Origin of the sequence: Terrimonas pollutisoli (genome assembly GCF_029360765.1) — a bacterium.
Lineage (GTDB): Bacteria > Bacteroidota > Bacteroidia > Chitinophagales > Chitinophagaceae > Terrimonas_B > Terrimonas_B pollutisoli.
The window spans coordinates 142,214-162,342 of sequence record NZ_JARKNA010000009.1 but is presented as its reverse complement, the minus strand read 5'-3'; the positions used below and the strand labels follow the sequence as shown (position 1 = coordinate 162,342).

The 20,129-nt window shown below is 40.1% G+C and carries 21 protein-coding genes; 9 read left to right on the top strand and 12 right to left on the bottom strand.

What is annotated here, in order from left to right; all coding sequences use genetic code 11:
- On the top strand, window positions 1–663 hold the full coding sequence (locus tag P2W73_RS15860; RefSeq protein ID WP_276503052.1) for a response regulator transcription factor: 663 nt from the start codon (window positions 1–3) through the stop codon (window positions 661–663).
- A 4-nt stretch (window positions 664–667) separates the two neighbouring features.
- On the opposite strand, the gene P2W73_RS15855 is transcribed toward P2W73_RS15860, so the two are convergent.
- From P2W73_RS15855 to P2W73_RS15820, 8 genes are all read right to left on the bottom strand, one after another.
- Entirely contained in the window at window positions 668–1,138 is a 471-nt protein-coding gene (locus P2W73_RS15855) for a DinB family protein (RefSeq protein ID WP_276503051.1), read from the bottom strand.
- Between the two features lie 175 nt (window positions 1,139–1,313).
- Window positions 1,314–4,157: a carbamoyl-phosphate synthase large subunit gene (gene carB / locus P2W73_RS15850; RefSeq protein ID WP_276503050.1), complete on the bottom strand. Its 2,844-nt coding sequence runs from the start codon at window positions 4,155–4,157 to the stop codon at window positions 1,314–1,316.
- Window positions 4,158–4,421: 264 nt separating this feature from the next.
- Window positions 4,422–4,628 carry a hypothetical protein gene (locus P2W73_RS15845; protein ID WP_276503049.1) on the bottom strand — a complete coding sequence of 69 codons (207 nt, stop codon included), beginning with the start codon at window positions 4,626–4,628 and terminating at the stop codon, window positions 4,422–4,424.
- A 138-nt stretch (window positions 4,629–4,766) separates the two neighbouring features.
- Entirely contained in the window at window positions 4,767–5,576 is an 810-nt protein-coding gene (locus P2W73_RS15840) for a TerC family protein (protein WP_276503048.1), read from the bottom strand.
- 38 nt (window positions 5,577–5,614) lie between these two features.
- Window positions 5,615–6,277, bottom strand: a complete 663-nt coding sequence (locus tag P2W73_RS15835) for a DedA family protein (protein ID WP_276503047.1) — start codon at window positions 6,275–6,277, stop codon at window positions 5,615–5,617.
- 50 nt (window positions 6,278–6,327) lie between these two features.
- Entirely contained in the window at window positions 6,328–6,597 is a 270-nt protein-coding gene (locus tag P2W73_RS15830) for a TFIIB-type zinc ribbon-containing protein (RefSeq protein WP_276503046.1), read from the bottom strand.
- Between the two features lie 106 nt (window positions 6,598–6,703).
- Window positions 6,704–7,090: a hypothetical protein gene (locus P2W73_RS15825; RefSeq protein WP_276503045.1), complete on the bottom strand. Its 387-nt coding sequence runs from the start codon at window positions 7,088–7,090 to the stop codon at window positions 6,704–6,706.
- A 171-nt stretch (window positions 7,091–7,261) separates the two neighbouring features.
- Entirely contained in the window at window positions 7,262–7,528 is a 267-nt protein-coding gene (locus tag P2W73_RS15820) for a helix-turn-helix domain-containing protein (RefSeq protein ID WP_276503044.1), read from the bottom strand.
- Window positions 7,529–7,687: 159 nt separating this feature from the next.
- On the opposite strand from P2W73_RS15820, the gene P2W73_RS15815 reads away from it, so the two are divergent.
- The 6 genes from P2W73_RS15815 to P2W73_RS15790 all read left to right on the top strand — a co-directional run bounded on the left by P2W73_RS15815 (window position 7,688) and on the right by P2W73_RS15790 (window position 14,058).
- Window positions 7,688–8,233: a hypothetical protein gene (locus P2W73_RS15815; protein ID WP_276503043.1), complete on the top strand. Its 546-nt coding sequence runs from the start codon at window positions 7,688–7,690 to the stop codon at window positions 8,231–8,233.
- Between the two features lie 558 nt (window positions 8,234–8,791).
- Window positions 8,792–9,700 (top strand): hypothetical protein, encoded by a 909-nt coding sequence (locus P2W73_RS15810; protein ID WP_276503042.1) that lies wholly within the window; start codon window positions 8,792–8,794, stop codon window positions 9,698–9,700.
- Between the two features lie 16 nt (window positions 9,701–9,716).
- Window positions 9,717–10,568, top strand: a complete 852-nt coding sequence (locus P2W73_RS15805) for a hypothetical protein (RefSeq protein WP_276503041.1) — start codon at window positions 9,717–9,719, stop codon at window positions 10,566–10,568.
- A 183-nt stretch (window positions 10,569–10,751) separates the two neighbouring features.
- Window positions 10,752–12,563: a peptidoglycan DD-metalloendopeptidase family protein gene (locus P2W73_RS15800; protein ID WP_276503040.1), complete on the top strand. Its 1,812-nt coding sequence runs from the start codon at window positions 10,752–10,754 to the stop codon at window positions 12,561–12,563.
- Between the two features lie 38 nt (window positions 12,564–12,601).
- Entirely contained in the window at window positions 12,602–13,072 is a 471-nt protein-coding gene (gene bcp, locus P2W73_RS15795) for a thioredoxin-dependent thiol peroxidase (protein ID WP_276503039.1), read from the top strand.
- A 53-nt stretch (window positions 13,073–13,125) separates the two neighbouring features.
- Window positions 13,126–14,058 carry a DUF5777 family beta-barrel protein gene (locus P2W73_RS15790; protein ID WP_276503038.1) on the top strand — a complete coding sequence of 311 codons (933 nt, stop codon included), beginning with the start codon at window positions 13,126–13,128 and terminating at the stop codon, window positions 14,056–14,058.
- 84 nt (window positions 14,059–14,142) lie between these two features.
- Here the strand turns inward: P2W73_RS15790 and P2W73_RS15785 are convergent, their stop codons facing one another.
- From P2W73_RS15785 to P2W73_RS15770, 4 genes are all read right to left on the bottom strand, one after another.
- Window positions 14,143–14,520: a c-type cytochrome gene (locus P2W73_RS15785; protein ID WP_276503037.1), complete on the bottom strand. Its 378-nt coding sequence runs from the start codon at window positions 14,518–14,520 to the stop codon at window positions 14,143–14,145.
- Window positions 14,521–14,614: 94 nt separating this feature from the next.
- Window positions 14,615–15,952: a hypothetical protein gene (locus P2W73_RS15780; RefSeq protein WP_276503036.1), complete on the bottom strand. Its 1,338-nt coding sequence runs from the start codon at window positions 15,950–15,952 to the stop codon at window positions 14,615–14,617.
- 16 nt (window positions 15,953–15,968) lie between these two features.
- Window positions 15,969–16,550 (bottom strand): RNA polymerase sigma factor, encoded by a 582-nt coding sequence (locus P2W73_RS15775; RefSeq protein ID WP_276503035.1) that lies wholly within the window; start codon window positions 16,548–16,550, stop codon window positions 15,969–15,971.
- Between the two features lie 68 nt (window positions 16,551–16,618).
- Window positions 16,619–17,419, bottom strand: a complete 801-nt coding sequence (locus P2W73_RS15770; protein ID WP_276503034.1) for a biotin--[acetyl-CoA-carboxylase] ligase — start codon at window positions 17,417–17,419, stop codon at window positions 16,619–16,621.
- Window positions 17,420–17,555: 136 nt separating this feature from the next.
- Here P2W73_RS15770 and rsfS point away from each other — a divergent pair, with 136 nt between their 5' ends.
- The gene (gene rsfS, locus P2W73_RS15765) at window positions 17,556–17,960 is read left to right on the top strand and encodes a ribosome silencing factor (protein WP_276503033.1); all 405 of its coding nucleotides are present in this window, start codon (window positions 17,556–17,558) and stop codon (window positions 17,958–17,960) included.
- A 67-nt stretch (window positions 17,961–18,027) separates the two neighbouring features.
- Window positions 18,028–20,115, top strand: coding sequence for an ATP-dependent zinc metalloprotease FtsH (gene ftsH, locus P2W73_RS15760; protein WP_276503032.1), 2,088 nt, complete (start codon window positions 18,028–18,030; stop codon window positions 20,113–20,115).
- Window positions 20,116–20,129 lie beyond the last annotated feature (14 nt).

Below are 20,129 nucleotides of genomic sequence, written 5' to 3'. Positions count from 1 at the left end.
ATGACCAGAATAAGTAAAAATATACAGGTAGCAATCGCAGATGATCATAGTTTGCTGCGCAGCGCATTGGCAAAACTGATCAACACCTTTGAGGGTTACAGCGTAATAATGGAAGCGGATAACGGTAAAGACCTGTGCGACAAAATCACAAAAAATATACTACCGGATATTGTTCTGCTCGACATAAATATGCCCGAGATGGATGGATTTGAAACCACGCAGTGGCTGTATAAAAAATATCCGCAAATAAAAGTGTTGACGCTTTCCATGCTTAGTGATGAAAAATCAATTATTAAGATTTTCCGGCTGGGAGCAAAAGGCTACTTGTTGAAAAACGCCAGTCCGCAAGAGCTAAAAGAAGCTCTCGATACAATCATGAATAAAAATGTTTACTTATCTGAATATGTTTCGGGTAAGCTAATTAGCGGACTGCATAATGACGTGGTGAATGTAGAGGAAAAGGAAATAGTGTTAAACGAAAGGGAGAAAGAGTTTTTAAAATGGACCTGCTCCGAGCTATCTTATAAGGACATTGCAGAGAAGATGTATGTCAGCCCCCGTACTGTAGATGACTACCGGCAAGCGCTGTTTGCTAAACTCAAAGTCCACAGCCGCGTAGGGCTGGTGATGTATGCGATAAAAAATAAAATTATCGAATTGTGATTTTTCAGGTTAACAGTTTTGCCGCATAGGCTATTTGACCCAGATGATAAATGTTATGCTGGATCAGGCCATTTAACAAAAAACGAAAATTATATTGCCGATAATCCACTGTTTCGCTCAAAAAGAATTCATCCTTTGTTTGTAAAAGTGCAATGATTTGTTGGTGGGTGGCAATAAAGGCGGCCAATCCTTCGTCCCAATCATGAACAGCCGGATCTATTTGCCGCCAGTCTAATTTTTCAAAAGCAGCGAGATCCTGCGAATTATCTTTTTCTATTCGTTTGAGTGTAAATTCTGCCCACGTTAACATATGATACAAAAGCTCAGCCAGGGAATGAGAATTAGGTGATGGCTTTTTATATACGATCGATGGATCAATTTCACGCAAGATGCTATAGACAGGACGACCATACCATGGAGTTCCATCCAGCGTATTTTCAAGGTTGCTGATAATTGACTGAAGTTCTTTTTTCATACAAAAAAGTTACGAAAACAATTAAAGCTTTGCTTCTTCTTTACCTTTCTTTCTGGTACGAACGATAAGGTATCGGTTGAACATTTAGAGCTACTTCGACACCTAAGATGTGTTAAAAACAAAAGGATTATGGGAAGCTCCTCATAATCCTTTTTAATCTTCTTAATCGTTGTTCTTACTTACTCAGGTACATACTCCTGTCCTTATAAAGCTGCCTGAAATAAGGGTCACGAAGGTCTTTGATAAAACGTATTGCCTCACCGGTTGATTTCATTTCGGGTCCGAGTTCTTTATTTACACCGGGGAATTTGTTGAAGCTGAACACCGGTTCTTTAATGGCAAACCCGTTTAGCTTTTTCTCAAACTTGAAATCCTTCAGTGTATGAGTGCCCATCATCACCTTGGTTGCTACATTTAAATAGGGGATCTGGTAAGCTTTGGCGATGAATGGTGTTGTTCGGGAAGCCCTTGGATTAGCTTCTATCACATGCACTTTACCATCTTTTACCGCAAACTGAATATTGATCAAACCTTTAATATTGAGTTTACGTGCAATTTTTTCTGCATAGTGCTCCATGGTAGTTACCACCATCGGTGTCAGGTTAAAGGCAGGTAAAACCGCATTACTGTCTCCACTATGAATACCAGCAGGCTCAATATGTTCCATCACTCCCATGACATGAAAATTCTCTCCATCAAAGATGGCGTCGATCTCAGCCTCCTGGCAACGATCCAGGAAATGATCGATCAGTATTTTATTTCCGGGAATATGTTTCAATAAGCTCACTACAGCTTTTTCAACCTCCTCGTCATTGATCACAATCCGCATTCTTTGACCACCTAATACATAGGAAGGACGAACCAACACGGGATAGCCCACTTTATTAGCAACTTCCACAGCTTCATCTACATCGTATGCAGTACCATAGTCAGGATAGGGAACTCCCAGCTCTTTCAGCATGTCAGAAAAACGGCCCCGGTCTTCAGCTATGTCCATACTGTCATAAGAAGTACCGATGATCTTGATTCCTTTTTCATGTAAGCGTTCGGCCAGCTTCAGCGCAGTTTGTCCACCCAATTGAACAATTACTCCTTCTGGTTTTTCATGCTCAATTATTTCCCACAAATGTTCCCAGTACACCGGCTCGAAATATAATTTGTCGGCCATATCGAAATCTGTACTTACCGTTTCAGGATTACAGTTTACCATAATGGCTTCATACCCTGATTCTTTAATAGCCAATAAACCGTGTACACAGCAGTAGTCAAACTCAATTCCCTGGCCAATCCTGTTGGGACCAGAACCCAGTACAATTATTTTCTTTTTAGCCGAAACCTTTGACTCATTAGAAAGAGTGTCATTACCCGCAGGCTGGTTTTCAAAAGTAGAGTAGAAATAAGGAGTCTTCGCCTCAAATTCTGCAGAACAGGTATCTACCATTTTAAAAACTCTCCTGATTCCGGCAGCCTTTCTTTTTTCATACAGCTCATCTTCTTTTCCGTCATTCATGATGCGGCAAAGTTGCTCATCGCTAAAGCCCATTGTTTTTGCTTCACGCAGCAGTTCCAACGGAATGGTAGCAAGTTTATATTTCGCAATTTCTTTTTCGAGGTTTACGATCTTCTGTATTTCATAAATAAACCAGCGATCGATGCCATTGGTTGCTTTTGAAATGGAGCTGACGGAAATACCCGCCATCAAAGCATCTTTAATCCGGAACAGCCTGTCCCATTTTGGCACTTTGATGTATTCCAAAATCTCTTCGGCATGCATCAGGCTTTTTCCATAATAACCGAGACCTACAGCATTATTCTCCAGGCTCTGACAGGCTTTTTGAATAGCTTCAGTAAAACTTCTGCCAATGGCCATTACTTCACCTACACTCTTCATTTGCAAACCCAGTGTATCGTTGGCGCCTTTGAATTTATCAAAATTCCAACGGGGCACTTTTACGATTACATAGTCAAGAGCCGGCTCGAAATAAGCGGATGTTGTTTTTGTGATCTGGTTTTCGAGTTCATCCAGGTTATAACCGATAGCAAGTTTAGCCGCAATTTTTGCAATAGGATAACCGGTTGCTTTTGACGCCAGCGCCGATGATCGGCTTACCCGTGGGTTTATTTCGATCGCAATGATTTCTTCTGTGGCCGGGTTCAATGCGAATTGCACATTACATCCGCCAGCGAAATTTCCGAGATCCCGCATCATCGTAATGGCTGTGTTCCGCATGAGCTGCATAGCTGTATCGCTAAGTGTCATGGCGGGGGCAACAGTGATAGAGTCACCGGTATGCACACCCATGGGATCAAAATTTTCAACCGTACAAATGATACAGACATTGTTGGCGCTATCCCTTAATAGTTCCAGCTCAAATTCCTTCCAACCTAATACCGCCTTTTCCACCAGCACTTCATGTATTGGTGAAGCTTGCAAGCCACGGTTTAAGGCCTCATCCAATTCGGATTTATCATGCACAAAACCACCGCCGGTTCCACCTAGTGTAAAGGAAGGTCGAATTACCAGCGGAAACCCAATTTCCTGTGCAAATTCTTTTCCCTCCAAAAATGAATTTGCTGTTTTGGCAGTAGCTACCGGTACTTCCAGTTCAATCATCCACTGGCGGAATTTTTCCCTGTCTTCTGCTTTATCGATAGCTTTAATATCTACACCAATCAATCTTACGCCAAATTTCGCCCAGATTCCAAGATCCTCTGCTTCTTTACATAAATTAAGCGCCGTTTGTCCCCCCATGGTCGGTAACACTGCGTCAATCTGGTTTTCCTCCAGGATTTGCTCAATACTTTCTACTGTAAGCGGCAGCAGGTATACTTTATCCGCCATCATCGGGTCTGTCATGATGGTGGCCGGATTGCTGTTAATAAGGTAAACCTTAATACCCTCCTCACGAAGGCTGCGGGCCGCCTGTGTGCCTGAGTAATCGAATTCGCATGCTTGTCCAATAATAATAGGCCCTGAACCGATGATCAGGACCGACTGAATAGAAGTATCTTTTGGCATTTTCTTTTATAAGATGGCCGCCCTCCTGAACACTACGAAGGAAGCGAACCAGTCCCGTCCGAAGGCGGGGTTTTGAAGCGGTTAAAGAAATTGCGCAAAACTAAGGGAATCCATCCGGTTTGAAGTGCTATTGTGAAAAAATGTTGGCAGTATCAGAACAGGACAAGAACATAAAAAAAGGAACCAGTTTTTTAACTGGTTCCTTTCTATATATAGACGTACAATCGTTAGGTTAACTTCCTATAACGATTGCCTGGATTGATGTTAGCTATGGTAAGTAGCCATTTCAATTTCATCAAGCACTACCTCACCTTGTGGTGTTTCTGCTACGCTGTTCGATCTTCTTTCTTCATGCCTGGTCTTCATTTTACTCACCCACCTGTTACGAACTTCCTGCCCTTTTACCATTCCGATAAACAAGCCTGCTACGATGATCGAACTAAACAATAAAGTGGAAATAATTCTTTTCATAACCCACCCATTTAATTATCAATTGTGCTATACTGTTAAAATATCGTGCCAGAAATATATGGCCTGAATGATTAACAATATTACAATATGAAGGTTGGCTATCAGCATTAAAAAACTGTTAACTCCTTGTGATTATGCTTAACTCTTGCCATCCTCAACTTGAGTTACCTGGTTATCCAACGGCTGATTGGGCAGGGCAGTTTCAGCCCGCTTTCTTAGCCTGATGTTTAACATTTCTACTGCCAATGAAAAGAACAGACATGAATAGATGATACTCTTGCTTACTTCCTGGTGAAGACCACTGGCGATCAAAACAACACCAATGACGACAAGGAATGAGAGCGCCAACATTTGTAGTGTCGGATGCTGGTTAATAATCCTGGTCACTGGCCCGGCAAAAAGCATCATAATACCAATTGAGATGATCACGGCAATGATCATGATAATGACATTGTCGACCAGGCCAACGGCTGTGAGAATGGAATCGAAAGAGAAAACAGCATCCACCAAAACGATTTGAAAAATAACTGAACTAAAACCCAGATTTTTTCGGCTCTTTTTTTCATCCGATGTGGTGGGTAGTTGAAATTTATGATGAATCTCTAATGTGCTTTTGACGATAAGGAAAATACCACCTGCAATCAGGATAAGATCTTTAAAGCTTAAGGCCAGGCCGTTTTCGGAAATACCGGGGAGAGACGGTATGGTTAGCACCGGGTCTTTTAAACTGATGATCCAATTGATACTAAGTAATAAACCTACTCTGAAAAGCATAGCCAGGGCTAATCCAATATTGCGGGCCCGTCGTTGTTGATCCTTAGGCAACTTGCCGGCAACGATGGAAATGAAAATGATATTATCAATACCGAGTACAATTTCAAGAAAGCTAAGCGTAAGCAGGCTTATCCAGACGCCCGGGTTGGAAAAGTCGGGAAAGACAAAATCCATAACGCTGAAATTTTAATAAATAAGATTGAGTAGTACAATTAACCGGCCAGTGAATTTGCCGGGGCCTTCTTTTTTCTTCCCATCAGCATCTTTAGTATAACAGGCGCAGTGGTCACTACCACAATACCGATAATGATCTTTTCCAGGTTTTCTTTTACCCATTCATTTTCGCCTAATAAAAAGCCAGCCGTTACAATGCTGCCGGCCCATAAAAAGCTGCCCACAATATTGTACAGGGCAAATTTTCCCGGATTCATTTTTACAATACCGGCTACAATGGGCGCAAAGGTTCGGACAATGGGAAGAAACCTTGCCATCACAATGGCGGCACCACCTTTTTTGTCATAAAATTCCTTTGCCTGGATGAGATATTTTTTCTTGAACAGCCAATTGTCTTTCCGTTGAAATAGGAGGCCATCCGATTTTCTCCCTAACCAATAGCCTGCAAAATTGCCCAATGTACCAGCGGCAGTTATCAACACGACCCAGTAGAGGAGGTTGAGCAAAGGCAGACTGAACGGCGCAAGGGCATTGGCGATTACCATGCCTGCAATGAAAAGGAGAGAATCACCGGGTAAAAAGAATCCGAATGGGAAACCGGTTTCGACGAATACGATTAATACGACAATATATAACCCGCCATGCGCCATAATCCAGGCCGGGTCGGTAAGGTTACTAAAAAATTGTACGATCGTTTGCATAATAGTGATTAAATAATAGGTAGTTAATAATATATCCAATAGTTGAGTGTCTAATCAAAATCAAAAAGGTCGCCCAGGAATGATTTCTTTTTATAGGGTTTTTGTTGACCAAGTGGGGATTTATGCTTTTGATCATAATAGCCAGGATTTGGATCATGCCGGTGATCTGTTTGCAGGGGAGCGGCAGTTTGAGCGGCATCCAGCATTTTATCTAATTCGCCTTTGTCGAGCCATACACCGCGGCAAGACGGGCAATAATCGATTTCAATAGTATTTCTTTCAGTCATTAAAAGCGTTTCGTTACAATTAGGACATTTCATGATGAATGATTTAAAACATAAAAAAGAATGAGGAGCCGGTGGCTGGTCAGTATTATTTGGTCAGCGCAAAGGGAATAGCAGAGTGATAGCCGATCAGGAGTTATGATCAAAACAGGTGATGGAGAAAAAGAAGGCGATAATAGGCCGGTCTTACCAGAAAAGAACTGCTGGCATATTTGCGTGCCGGTTGATCAATGGTAGCGATGAAAGAAAAATCTTGTTGACTGGAGGTGCAGGAGATGCCAGGAACCCTTTGTTTGCTTCTGGTGGAATGGTGGTATTCATGTTTGTTTTCCAGCAAATGACTCAGGTGATTGTTCTCTTCCTGGTCGGATGCGTGATTTTGTGAAATAGGTCCGGTGGCATTGACCACAGTGACATTTACCGAAGCTGCATTAATGAACGGGGCTGCTGCAAGGAAAAAGTTCAAAAAAAGAAAAATAAATACAGCGATTGACCTATATCTAAACCGGGTATTTATTTTCAGCCACATTGTTGATGTCAATAAATTTTGTGTGCAAAAGTATCAGAAAATTGCCGGGATAAATGTTATTATTTTAATAAAGCCAATTAGGAAAATTAAAATATTCCTGTACATAAAATTCTATTAACCTGTATTGACAATTATTAAGGAAACTATTTCTTTAAATTTCCTTCTTCTCTGTTAATAGTTCAATTGATGTGTGTGGACAGTATGTGTTAATCTTTCATGCGGGTTTCCAAACAAATCAAAAAGATGAATTTCTAATACATCTGCAATTTCCGAGAGCCGCGAAATGGTGATTTCGGTTTTGCCATTTTCGATTTGGCTGAGAGATGATTTGCTGAGATTGATCTTTGCAGCCAACCATTCCTGCTTAAAGCCTTTAATTGTCCGCCAGGCTTTAATATTGCAGCCTACAGTTTCGTTGAGGTCGTTGTTAATTCTCATGTGATAAGGGTATATACGTAAAGTTCAATTTAACTAAAATCAGTTTAATTGAACCAAACTGAAAATAGCAAAAAAAATGGCATGGACCGAATATTAAAATGATTTTTATCAGCGGGCAACTATTGCCCCTAATATACAACAAACCTTAAAAACCTATTTATGAGAAAGCAAAAATTTCTTCTGAGTTATTTTGTGTTAGCGTTAATAATCCTTTCCTGTGAAAAAGGAATTGAAGGAGAGAAAAAGACAAAAGAAAATGATATAGCATTAAAAACAAAAGCAGGGAATGGAACGCTATACGTACCAGAATACTGTGAAGATCTGGCTAATCCATGTGATGATCCGGCCTGCGCCAAGTATTATGATTGCGATGAAACAATCATCTATGCAGGAGTGTCAATTACCTATGAAGCCAGTAGCGGCATGTTGAAATTTAATAGTATTGCTAATGTTAACACAGTGATTGAACAGTTAAATACCGATTATGAAAACTATAATACTAACTATGAAAATCAATATCCAAACCTGACAGCAGATCAGCTCGACAGCATGGATGTTGTTAATAATTTTGATGAATTCAGAAAATTCAGAGATTTTGAGAATCTGCTACCAGGCTATTTTTCAAAGCGGAAGCAGATTGAGAATACGGAAAATACCTGGCTGACTAATAATTTTCCGGGATTGATCCTGATAGTATTGACCTGACATTTGATGATGCTGAAAATACAATTTTTAATAACAGTTACTCGTTTAAGGTGGGTAGCAGTCTTTATGAATTAAGAAGTGAAGGGCTGTATATAAATGGGATACTTCAGGATGATGACGGAGTTTCAATGTCTTTTGGTACAGTATGTAAATCAAATAAAAAAAGGAAAGCATTCCCCACATTTGACAATGACACCCGAAGATTTAAAATTAAAGTTGCCATACATTCAATTGCCGTTAGAAGTGGAGTGCATGGAAAGGTAGTTCATTATAAGAAAAAAAATGGAAATTGGAAAAGAAGCCGGGCGGAAATGGCTGTTGATTGCGGAGGGAAAATATATGATGGTAGTTGCACAGATCTTTTTCAATTCACTGACAGAATCCCCTTTTCAGGGTTTAAAAAAAGAAAACAGTTAGCAACCCGGCGACATACAGCGGCACAGCCGCCGTCCAACTCTACAATTTGGAAAACATATTCAGGAGAGGTGGCCTCTTCATTCAGTACTCCCAATACGAGTATTGCCGGAACTTTACCTTTAACTTTTTAATGGTCAATAGATGTTTTATTCGGGTAAAAAAAATAAAAGAAAAAGATACCTGTCTTTTTCTTTTATTTTCTTGATGATTTCTTTCACGCAAATCACTACTGCTCAAAATCAAAATAAGTTAATCAAAGAATTACCAGATAATATTGATTCAACTAAAAATAGCTTTACAGAAGTTTTTCGGAAAAATAATATAAGCATTCAGGTAAATGGAGCTGTTTTGCCCAAAGCAAATTTTAATACCAGGGAGGGTAATTACTATTTATATTCAAGATTACATTCCTCTTTTAGCGCAGGGTTTAATTATATAATTAATCTAGATGAAGCATGGAGCCTTTATTCAGGGCTCCATTTTAATCTAACAAAAAGTAATTATTTTGGGAACATTCCGCCTGGCGACCTAGCGGGATCGGGAGTTCGGATTTCAGAAGATTCTCCACCTTTAATTTACGATAAAGAAGTATTTACCCGGTTATTTGTGCCGCTAATAGTCAAAAGAAGATTTAGATTTTCTGAATCAGGTTTCTGGGATATCCAAGCCGGTATCAATTTAAACTATAGCGGCTTTTCAAGCGACATAGAAATAGGAATGAGCGTTGGTGATACAAGTAATAGACAGATACAAATTTTTAATTCCAATTTTAAAAGCAATAACAACCTTAAGCCATGGGTAAGTTTTTCATTAGGGGCGGCAAAGAACTTTCTTTTGAAGAATAAGAATTTGATCTCAGTCGGATTGTTTTGCGAATTAAGCAACACTGATTTTCTGAAAGCTGATTATGAAATAACAATTCCAAATAAACCGGTTACCACCGGCACATACTCTGTTACAGGTTCTTGCCTGGGGCTAGCTGTAGAATATACTTTTACAGGTGTCAATAAAAGATTAGTGCGAAGTTATCAGCATAAAAAACCATTTTAAACCTTTCTGCTATCCGATGCCCCAAAAAAACCTCAACCTCTTCCTGATTTTTGTATTCTTTTTTCCAGTTGTCAATATAAGTGCACAGACAAACAATATTCGGCGTGAAAATCTGTTGAATGAAATTGTTTTTGAAGGAAACCATATCCAATTTAATTTTTCTCTTCTTTCCGCTTTTAAAGCGCAGCTAAAAGAAAGATCAGGACACTACCCGGTAAATACTACAAATGCGCCGGGATTACAGTTAGGCTTCAAATATCAGATTAATTTTAATAATAATTACAGTCTTATCACCGGCTCGGAAGCTGTACTTACCGGAAGAAATTTTAATATTGTATTTCATAAAAATGATTTTTCCCCGCCACTGATAAAAGATTACAACTTTAAAGCAAAAGACACTTATCTATCTGATCTGATATTAATCCTCCCCGTTTTAGTAGAAAAAAGATATTTGTATAAAAAAACAAAGTTCTTTTTTATCAATGCCGGAGCCCGTCTCAATATCAGCATGGGTGCAGATTTTGATATTTTTGCCTTTTCAGTGCAGAATACAACCAATGACTTCATTAATGTGGCCGAGATAAATGTTTATGCAAACAATGATGCTAAGCCCTGGATAAGCTTCCCCATAAATGGTGGTCATGGCTGGCTTCTTAAAAATAATAATATACTGCAACTTGCAATTTGTTCAAACTTATCATTTACCAGGTTTGTAAATGGGGTTTACCAGGTTAATATTCCCAACGAACCATTAACAGTGGGGAACTACAGTTCAACCGGTTCCTATATTGGCTTGTCAATGAATTATGTATTTACTAACGCTAACTATCGAATTAGAAAGGCATACGAAAAGATTAATAACAAATAGAATCAGGTACTACAAGAACTTAATATGGCCATTAATAAAAATAATAAAAAGGGACAATGGGAAATACTAAATGCCTAATTTGGAATCATTTTATATAGAGTCCATTTTTCAAAAACGGAATCACCCTCTTTTTTTCACAACATTCTTCAATCATCAATTGCGCAGGCGGGCTATTTTTGCAGCATGCAGCGATATTTTTCCATATTAATCATTTCAATCTTTTGTTGTTTATTTCTCCAGGCTCAGACAGGAATTAAAAATTATCCCAAAGGTTATTTCCGCTGGCCACTTAATTTGAAACCTGAAATCGTCGCCAACCTTGGTGAATTGCGCAACAATCACTGGCATATGGGGCTTGATATAAGGACTGCTCAAAAAGAAAATCAAATGGTATATGCAGCCGCTGCCGGTTATATTGCAAAAATCAAAATAGAGCCCTTTGGTTTTGGCCGTGCTATTTATATCAATCATCCTAATGGATTGACAACACTGTATGCCCATTTGAACGACTTCAACCCGGCGCTTGAAAAATATGTGACCGAACAGCAATATAAACAGCAAACCTGGGACATTACCCTCGGGTTTACACCACAGCAGTTCCCGATAACTAAAGGAACTTTCATTGCTTATAGTGGTAATACCGGCGGTTCCGGTGGACCACATGTTCATTTTGAGATCAGGGACACCAAAACAGATAAATGTCTCAATCCTTTACTTTTTGGACTTCCTTTAAACGATAATATACCACCGACTCTTGTAAAACTGGCATTATATGATCGGAGTTTTAGTGTATATGAACAAACGCCAAAATTTTATCCATTAAAAAAAGATCCCGGCGGATATACCATTCCATCGCAGCCAGTGCTCAAGACAGGGTTAACTAAATTGAGTTTTGCTATACAGGCGTATGATAGAATAAACGGTTCTAATAACCAGGATGGCATTTACTCCGCCAGATTATTTGTCGATAATAAGCCAGTGATCGCATTTGAAATAGATAGTATAGGGTACGATGCCACCAGGTATATGAATGCGCAAATCGATTACCGCTATAAATATAATGGCGGCCCTTACCTGCAACATCTGTCACAGTTGCCCGGAGATTTTGGACCTGCCTATACACAATACAATGGAGACGGCACGATTGTATTATCCGATACGTCTGTGCATGCTATCAGGATAGAAATAAGCGATGCTTATTTCAACAAGTCGCAGGTAAGCTTTTCGGTCCAGTATGACGGCAACCTGTCAACTGAATCCGCTCACCCGGCTGCCCATCCGCATTTTATACCCGGCGAAATAAATGTGTTGGAGAAAAAGGACTTTGAAGTCTATATGCCGGAAGATTGCTTATATGATACCGTTCCGGTTTTCTATTATACAACAAACAAACAAAGTGCGGGGAGTCTTTCGCCGGAGTATTCGCTTAATAATCCATCCATGCCTGTGCACTATAGCTTTACTGTGCGGATAAAACCTACCGAACCCTTGCCCGGTAAATGGTATGATAAAGTGGTGATACAAAGATCGTATGGTAGCAAGAAAACGATTCGCAAAGCGAAATATGAAAATGGTTTTCTTGCAGCGGATTTTAATGAATTTGGAAATTTCCAGGCTTTCCTTGATGTAGAGCCGCCCACCATTAATGAATTAGGCAATGGCGATACGGCGAATCTCAGTGCAGCATCACGAATTGTTTTTTGGCCCGACGACAATTTTGATGTGAAAAGCTTTAGCGCTGAACTGGACGGCCAGTGGTTGAGGTTTACAAATGATAAAGGCCGGGCTTATATTTATAAATTTGATGAGCGTTGCCCGTATGGTGTTCATGAGTTGCGGGTTACGGTGGAAGACCTCGCCGGCAATACTGCTACAAAAAGCTGGTGGTTTAAAAAATATCCTTACACCCCACCGCCGAAGAAAAAAGTGAGTAGGAAAACAAGAAGTGGTAAGAAGAAAGCTGCAAGCGTAAGAAAGAAAACCAGGAAAAGGTAACGTCATTATTTTCTTATAATCTTTAAATCTTAGTAATTGTGATTTTATTAAAGGAAGGCGATAAGGCACCTGCATTTACAGGTAAAGACCAAAACGGGAAAAAAGTTTCGCTGGCTGATTACAAAGGCAAAAAACTTGTCCTGTATTTTTATTCCGAAGCAGGATCTCCTACCTGTACGATCGAATCGTGCAACCTGCGTGATAACTATGGCCTGCTAAAGAAAAATGGATTTGAAGTAGTAGGTGTAAGTCCCGACGATGAATTGGCCCAAAAAAAATTTGAAACAAAATACAAACTGCCCTTTCCGCTTATTGCCGACACTTCGCATGATATCCTGGAAAAATTCGGAGTGTGGGATCAAAAGAAAATGTTCGGCCGGGAATACATGGGCGTTCTACGCACCACTTTTGTTATCGATGAAAAAGGCATCATCCGGAAGATATTTTTAAAACCGAAAAATAAAGCTCATGCAGAAGAGATCATTGCTGCATGGAATGCGCTGACCTGAGATAACAGGCAACCTCGTTTTTTCTTTTCCCGTTTAGTCGGAAAATAAAAAACATGCGCAATTTATTATTGGGAGTCTTTATGCTAGCGGGTATTGAAGCCATTTCACAGGATACTACGATAATTGAGCCGCCAAAGCAGCCCGAAACAGATTATATCTGGATATTTTCCTCGCCAAGGCTCATTAATGCTAATACAGTAGAACTACAGCCAAAAGGTATATTGGAATTTAAAGTCACCCATAATTTTGGGGATGTTGCGGGCGATAATGGCGGAATAAAAAATTTTTTCGGTTTGGATAATGCAACCGATGTCCGCATAGGCTTTCAGTATGGCTTGAGTAAACGGATTAATCTTATTGCTGCAAGGGCAAAAGGTGCGGGTTCCGTACAACAATTATATGAACTAGGTTTTAAATACAGGCTGCTTCAACAGGCCAATGATTCAAAACATCCATTGTCGCTTACATTATTTGCGAATACTGTTGTTTCGTCCATGAAGGCAAGTACTGTTGCCAACCAGGAAAACTCATTTGATGATTTTAGCGACCGTTTAAGTGAGACAGTTCAATTACTGATCGCAAGAAAGTTTGGTAACATTAGCTTGCAACTAAGTCCAACCCTGGTCAACAGAAATTATGTGCCAAGTGAGGACGACAACGCATTGTTTGCCCTTGGCGGGGCTTTTCGATTACCGGTGAGGGGTAGGTTTAGTTTATTGTTTGATTACTTCCATACTTTCCGCAGTCAAAGCAGCATCGATTATTTCAAAACACAAGGCGTTAAATTTTATGATGCAATGGGTGTTGGAGTTGAACTGTTGACCGAGGGCCACGTTTTTCATTTGAATTTTACCAACGCTACCGAAATACTGGAGAATCGTTTTATTCCAGGAACAGTAACTTCCTGGGGCGATGGTGAATTCAGATGGGGATTTACTGTCTCAAGAGATTTTGATCTTTTTTGGAAAAAGAAAAATAGGAAGTAGCTCTCACAACATGAACAGTTGGTTTACAAAAAAGGGTTCCTGTGTTTACAGGAACCCTTTGTGTATGGGACATTGATGGTCGGATTAGTCAGTTAGCCTGCCACCTGCATTGATCCAGGCGGTGATTTTATCTTTGTCGGTTTGCGAAAGTGGGCCGGTTGGTGGCATTGGTGTAGGATTGTTGTCAACGGCTCTTGCTTTGATCCTGGTTTTATTGGTCACGATATTGCAATTAGAGGTCCAGTTCATTCCTCCATTGGCAATAGTATTGTTATGACAACTTTCACAATTCGCCTGGATTACACTTTTAACAGCATTAAACAGTGGGCCTGGTGTACCGGAACAAGCTGCAGGTGGTTGTGTCGGAGGAGTATCACTTCCGCTATCTCCTTTGCTACAGGAGAATAATATAACGCCGGTCATAAGAACAAGAGAAAGTTTGGTAACAGATATTTTTTTCATCGGGTTTTTTTGTTGAGTGAAATAAATCATTACTATTGTTTCGATAAAAATCGAAATGATCAACAAAAAAGTTGCCTTGAAAAAATAGCCGGGATTAATTTTTTTTCAGGAATGGCTTCACACTCACTGTAAACATTATACCTCCACTATTTAATTTTACTTTGCCATAACCAACTCCACTAACGGGAACCTTTACATAAGGTTCTCCCATTAAAGATACACGGTCACTTACGGAGTATCTATAGCCTCCTGATAAATTAAGAACGGAGAAGAAATGGGAATTTTCATTTTTATAAGTGCGATGATAAAGTTGTGGTTGTCCCCATGAATTTTTGTAATAATAATCGTACGCTTCTTTCTTCATCAGGTAGGAGGAAAGCCCGCCCGATACAAACCAACTGTGCTTTTTACCAGGTGTAAAATTATATACAACCGATACGGGTATTTCATAAACCAGGCAATTCGCATCTATCTTTTGCAGGTTAGAATAATAATTCCAGAAATTGGCAGGTGGGTGATAATCTGCAGAGTCAGCATCATAAATTTTCTTGCCAACAAAAAATCCTGTCCGGATGCTGACTTTTTTTGATAAAGCATAACTGACCCCAATACCGTAGGGCAGGGCTAACTTGCCCGGTCTGTCAATCCCAACACTGCTGATATCAGGCCCAAAAGAAAAACTAAAACTCAAATTTTTACTAAGTGAGGAAGTTTTTTTGGTTGCTTTTTTTACAGTTTCAGTTGCTTTGTTCCCGGTTGTATCGGTTTGGGATGTTGAGGTATCTTCCGGAATTTTGGCAACAGCATTACTATCAACCTGTGGTACGTTTATTTTTTCAATATTCTTTTTTTCTTCGTTGTCTTTGACTGTTACAGTCACGTCTTGTGATGCTATTTCGTTCTTATGATCGGTAACATTACGGGGGCTTTGATTGTTATTTGGAGCCTTGTTTTTAAATGGTTGTTTGCTTTGCAGATATTTCTGCTTTTGAACAGGTGCCGTAGTCGATTTAGTACCGGTTGCTTTTTGTGAAATTAAATCGTTTTTTATCGTGGATTGATCTTGTTGATTTGAATGATTGCGGGCTGTTGTTTTGGTAGTCGTCACATCATCGATTATTAATGGTGTAGCGCTGTCGTTGTTTTTATTGGAGGATATTTTTTCAGATGGCTTAACAGTAATGGTATTTTTTGAAGAGGTGACCGGTTTTTGAACAGTGCTGTTTTGCTGTTGAGAAATTGAGTGATCAATATTGGCCCTCTTTTGAAGAAAGAATAAAGCAATACCTCCCCCAAGTAGCAGGGGAAATAAAAGATAAATAAAACGCCTTCTTTTTTTCTTTACCGGCAAATGCTCGTCTAACAACAATTCCATTTTTTCCCATGCTTTTTCATGGTTCGACGAATCGCTGTAGTTTTCGGCTTCCTCCATCTTCTTATGTAACTCGTCAGACCACATTTTTATGGGCTATTTCATTTTGATGAGACAATATTTTTTGTAATTGTTTTCTGGCTTTTGCCAAATTAGATTTGGATGTGCCTACCGATATGCCTAATTGATTGGCTATTTCCTCATGGCTAAAACCTTCGATGATAAAGAGGTTCAGCACTGTTCTGTAGCCCGGCGTTAATCGCTTTATGGCATTTATTATTTCTTCGTACGCAATTTTTGAAAAAGAGTCTTCATCGGTTGCTGGCAGGTGCATATACGACTCATTGAGTTCAGAAGTCATTTGATGCTTGTGATTTTTGCGAAAATGGTCGATAGCCGTGTAGATCATGATCTTTCGAAGCCATCCCTTAAAGGAGCTAACCGTATCGGTGTAAGCCGGCTTGAAGCGGTATATTTCGACAAACACCTTTAAAAATCCGTCATTCAGGATTTCGGTGGCATCTTCTTCGTGGTTGGTATATCGGTGGCAGATAGACATGGCATACCCATAGAAAGAGCTGTAAATTTTCTTTTGGCTCTCTCTTTTGTTCAGAGTACATCCCCTGATATGTATTTCCAATTCCTGCTCCGACAGCAAATCCGGTTGGTTTAAAAGAGTAATCGGTAATAAAAGTTAAAAGGTTGCTTTATTCCTTATAAGTTACGCTATTTTGCGGACAGGGATGGTATCACCCACTCAACTGAACCAAAATCAAATTCTTCTTCCAACGCATGTTGTACCACCAGCCGGCCACCCGGGGTCACGGTCTTAATCGTCGCCTCAAAAACACGGCTTCCCTTTTTCAATTTTACCAGTCTATTTTTTTGATAAAGATGTTCAATATAAAAATTGTAAATATCTGCAAAGCCGCCCTGGACGAGGTGTTGAAAGTTTTTGTTGAAAACAGTGCAAAATTCTTTAGCCAGTTCCACAGTATTAAATTCCTTACCCGTCAGCTGTTTCAACGAGATAGGATTTCTCAGTTCGGGTGGAAATGCTACCTGGTTGATATTTATACCGACACCTACTACTGCCCAGCGCCAAACCGGGATCCCGTTAGTCCCGGTTTTTCCGCTGCCTATCACATTCTCAATCAATATTCCGCCTGCCTTTCTGTCGTGCCAATACAGATCATTCGGCCATTTAATGCAGGTTTTCCTACCGTCATATTTATCCAGAAACTCACAGGCTGATGCCGCTACACAGGCACTTAATTGAAATTGTTGCGCCAGCTGCAGTGGAGACGGGTCGAGAACAATACTTATTATCAGGCTGGTTTCTTTCTCCGTGGTCCATGATTTGTTTCGCTGACCCTTGCCGGCAACTTGTTCATGCGCAAAAAAAGCCATTCCATGCCGTGCCAAACCTTCATGTATTTGGGTAAGGGCATAATTGTTGGTACTATCTATTGATGAAAGCTCAATAAATGGCATTCCAAGCGTCCTGTAAAAAGGAGGTTGTGGCAATTAATTGTTATTTTTGAGCAAAGTAAACTAGTTTCTGATTACAGGGTAACGGTTGTTTAAAAACGTTATTAGTTTGGCTCCCTTACCTGTAATTAATAACCCGGGAATAATAACTTCTTAAAAAATATTTTTTTATTTGGAACAACTTGCAGCCTTATCTACCCGTAAATTAAAAAGTACAAATCGGCTAACCCAACGATCAAAAATCATTAAAACCATTATTGATGCGATTAATGAGAAAAAGGGAGAAAATGTAATCTCTCTTGATCTTCGCAAAATCAATGAAGCCGTCGCTGATTTCTTTATTATTTGCGAAGCGGGTAACCAGCCACAGATCAAAGCCATTGCGGAAAATATAGAAGAGCAGGTAAAGAAAAAGTGCGGTGAAAGTCCATATCATCATGAAGGCTATCAAAACCTGCAGTGGGTATTGGTTGATTATGTGAATGTAGTCGTGCACGTAATGTTGACCGAAACCCGCAAATTTTATAAACTAGAGGAAATGTGGAGCGATGCATCCGTGCAAAATCATGAAGATTAGTGTTAAATGTTATAATCGTCAAACTTTTTCTCTTAAAAATCATTAATTAGCAGGAATATATACTAACATGTCGCAAGAACCATTTTATAACAAAAAGGAAAAAAACAGTAGCCCGAGATTCGGAAATCGCCAGAATGGAGGTGGGCCTGAAGATCCTAATCAATCGCAACGCAGAGGACCTAAATTCAGTATTTATTGGATATATGCTATCATTTTTGCCGTACTCATTGGATTTCAGCTATTCGGCCCTTTTTCACCTAATACCGCTTCCGTTGACCAGGATTATTTTCAGCAGGTTTTGAAAGCAGGAGATGTTGAAAAATATGTAGTTATCTCAAACCGCAACCTGGTAAAGATTTATTTGAAAAAAAGCTCCGTGGCTAAATATAGCGATAAGCTGGAAAAAGGCTTTGGCAAAACCAGCGCTGAAGGCCCACATCTTAGCTTTAAAATCGTTTCCGGTGATTCCTTCAAAGACGATATGCGGAAATTTTATGCCGACAACCCCGAGATAAAGGATGTTGGCACCGTTGACACCGAGAGTGACTGGTTTAGCAAATCCATTTCTTTTTTGCTTCCGATTTTGCTTTTTGTTGGTCTTTGGATACTGCTCATGCGTAAAATGGGCGGTGGCGCCGGTGGTGGTGCAGGACCCGGGGGTATTTTTAATATTGGTAAATCAAAAGCGACCTTGTTTGACAAAGGCACAAAAGTAAATATCACTTTCGCTGATGTTGCAGGCCTGGACGAGGCTAAGGTTGAGGTGATGGAAATAGTTGACTTTTTAAAGAGTCCCAAAAAATATACAGCGCTGGGAGGTAAAATACCCAAAGGCGCCTTGTTGGTAGGCCCTCCGGGTACTGGTAAAACTTTGCTGGCAAAAGCTATGGCGGGAGAAGCGCAGGTTCCTTTCTTCAGCTTAAGCGGTTCTGACTTTGTTGAAATGTTTGTTGGTGTCGGTGCCAGCAGGGTGCGGGATTTATTTAAACAAGCAAGAGAAAAAGCCCCCTGCATCATTTTTATCGATGAGATTGACGCCATTGGCCGGGCAAGGGGTAAGAATGTGATGATGAGCAACGATGAAAGAGAAAGTACGTTGAACCAGTTGCTCGTTGAAATGGATGGCTTTGGAACGGATGTAGGTATTATTGTATTGGCAGCTACAAACCGTCCTGATGTATTGGATACAGCTTTGCTTCGTCCCGGGCGTTTCGACAGGCAAATATCAATTGACAAGCCCGATGTAAAAGGACGGGAAGCCATTTTCAAAGTACACCTGAAGCCGATCAAAATATCTGAAAAGCTGGACGTACATAAGCTGGCTGAACAAACACCCGGTTTTGCCGGTGCTGATATTGCAAACGTATGTAATGAAGCCGCTTTGATCGCTGCAAGAAAAGGTAAAGAAGCAGTGGATATGCAGGATTTCCAGGATGCGGTTGACCGTGTAATTGGTGGGTTGGAAAAGAAAAACAAGATTATTTCACCGGATGAAAAAAAGATCATTGCTTATCACGAGGCGGGACATGCTATTTGTGGTTGGTATCTTGAGCATGCTTATCCTTTGTTGAAAGTAACGATAGTACCGCGGGGTACCGCCGCGTTAGGATATGCACAATACACGCCGAAAGAGCAATATCTCTATAACACTGATCAGTTGAACGATCAAATCTGTATGACCCTGGGTGGAAGGGCCAGTGAAGAAATTTTCTTTGGAAAGATATCGACCGGCGCCCAAAATGACCTGCAACAAATCACAAGGACAGCCTATGCAATGGTTACCGTTTACGGTATGAATGAAAAAGTTGGTAATGTGAGTTTCTATGATCCACAACAGGAAAATTCATTTACTAAGCCCTATTCAGAGGAAACATCGAAGATCATTGATGAAGAGGTGAGGAAACTGATCGAAGAATCTTACGAAAGAACGAAGAAGTTGTTGGAAGAAAAGAGGGAACAAGTAACAAAACTTGCTGAAGCGTTATTAGACAAAGAGGTGTTGTTCCAAAGCGACGTGGAAACTTTAATTGGTAAACGTCCCTTTGAAGAGAAGAAATCATTGGTAGATGATGAAGTGGTTCCAGCCGAACAAGGAGAGATATCCGCGGGTGTGCCGCCTTATGACAGCGACGTAACCAATAAAGCTTTGCCATAACGGATTTCAAAAGT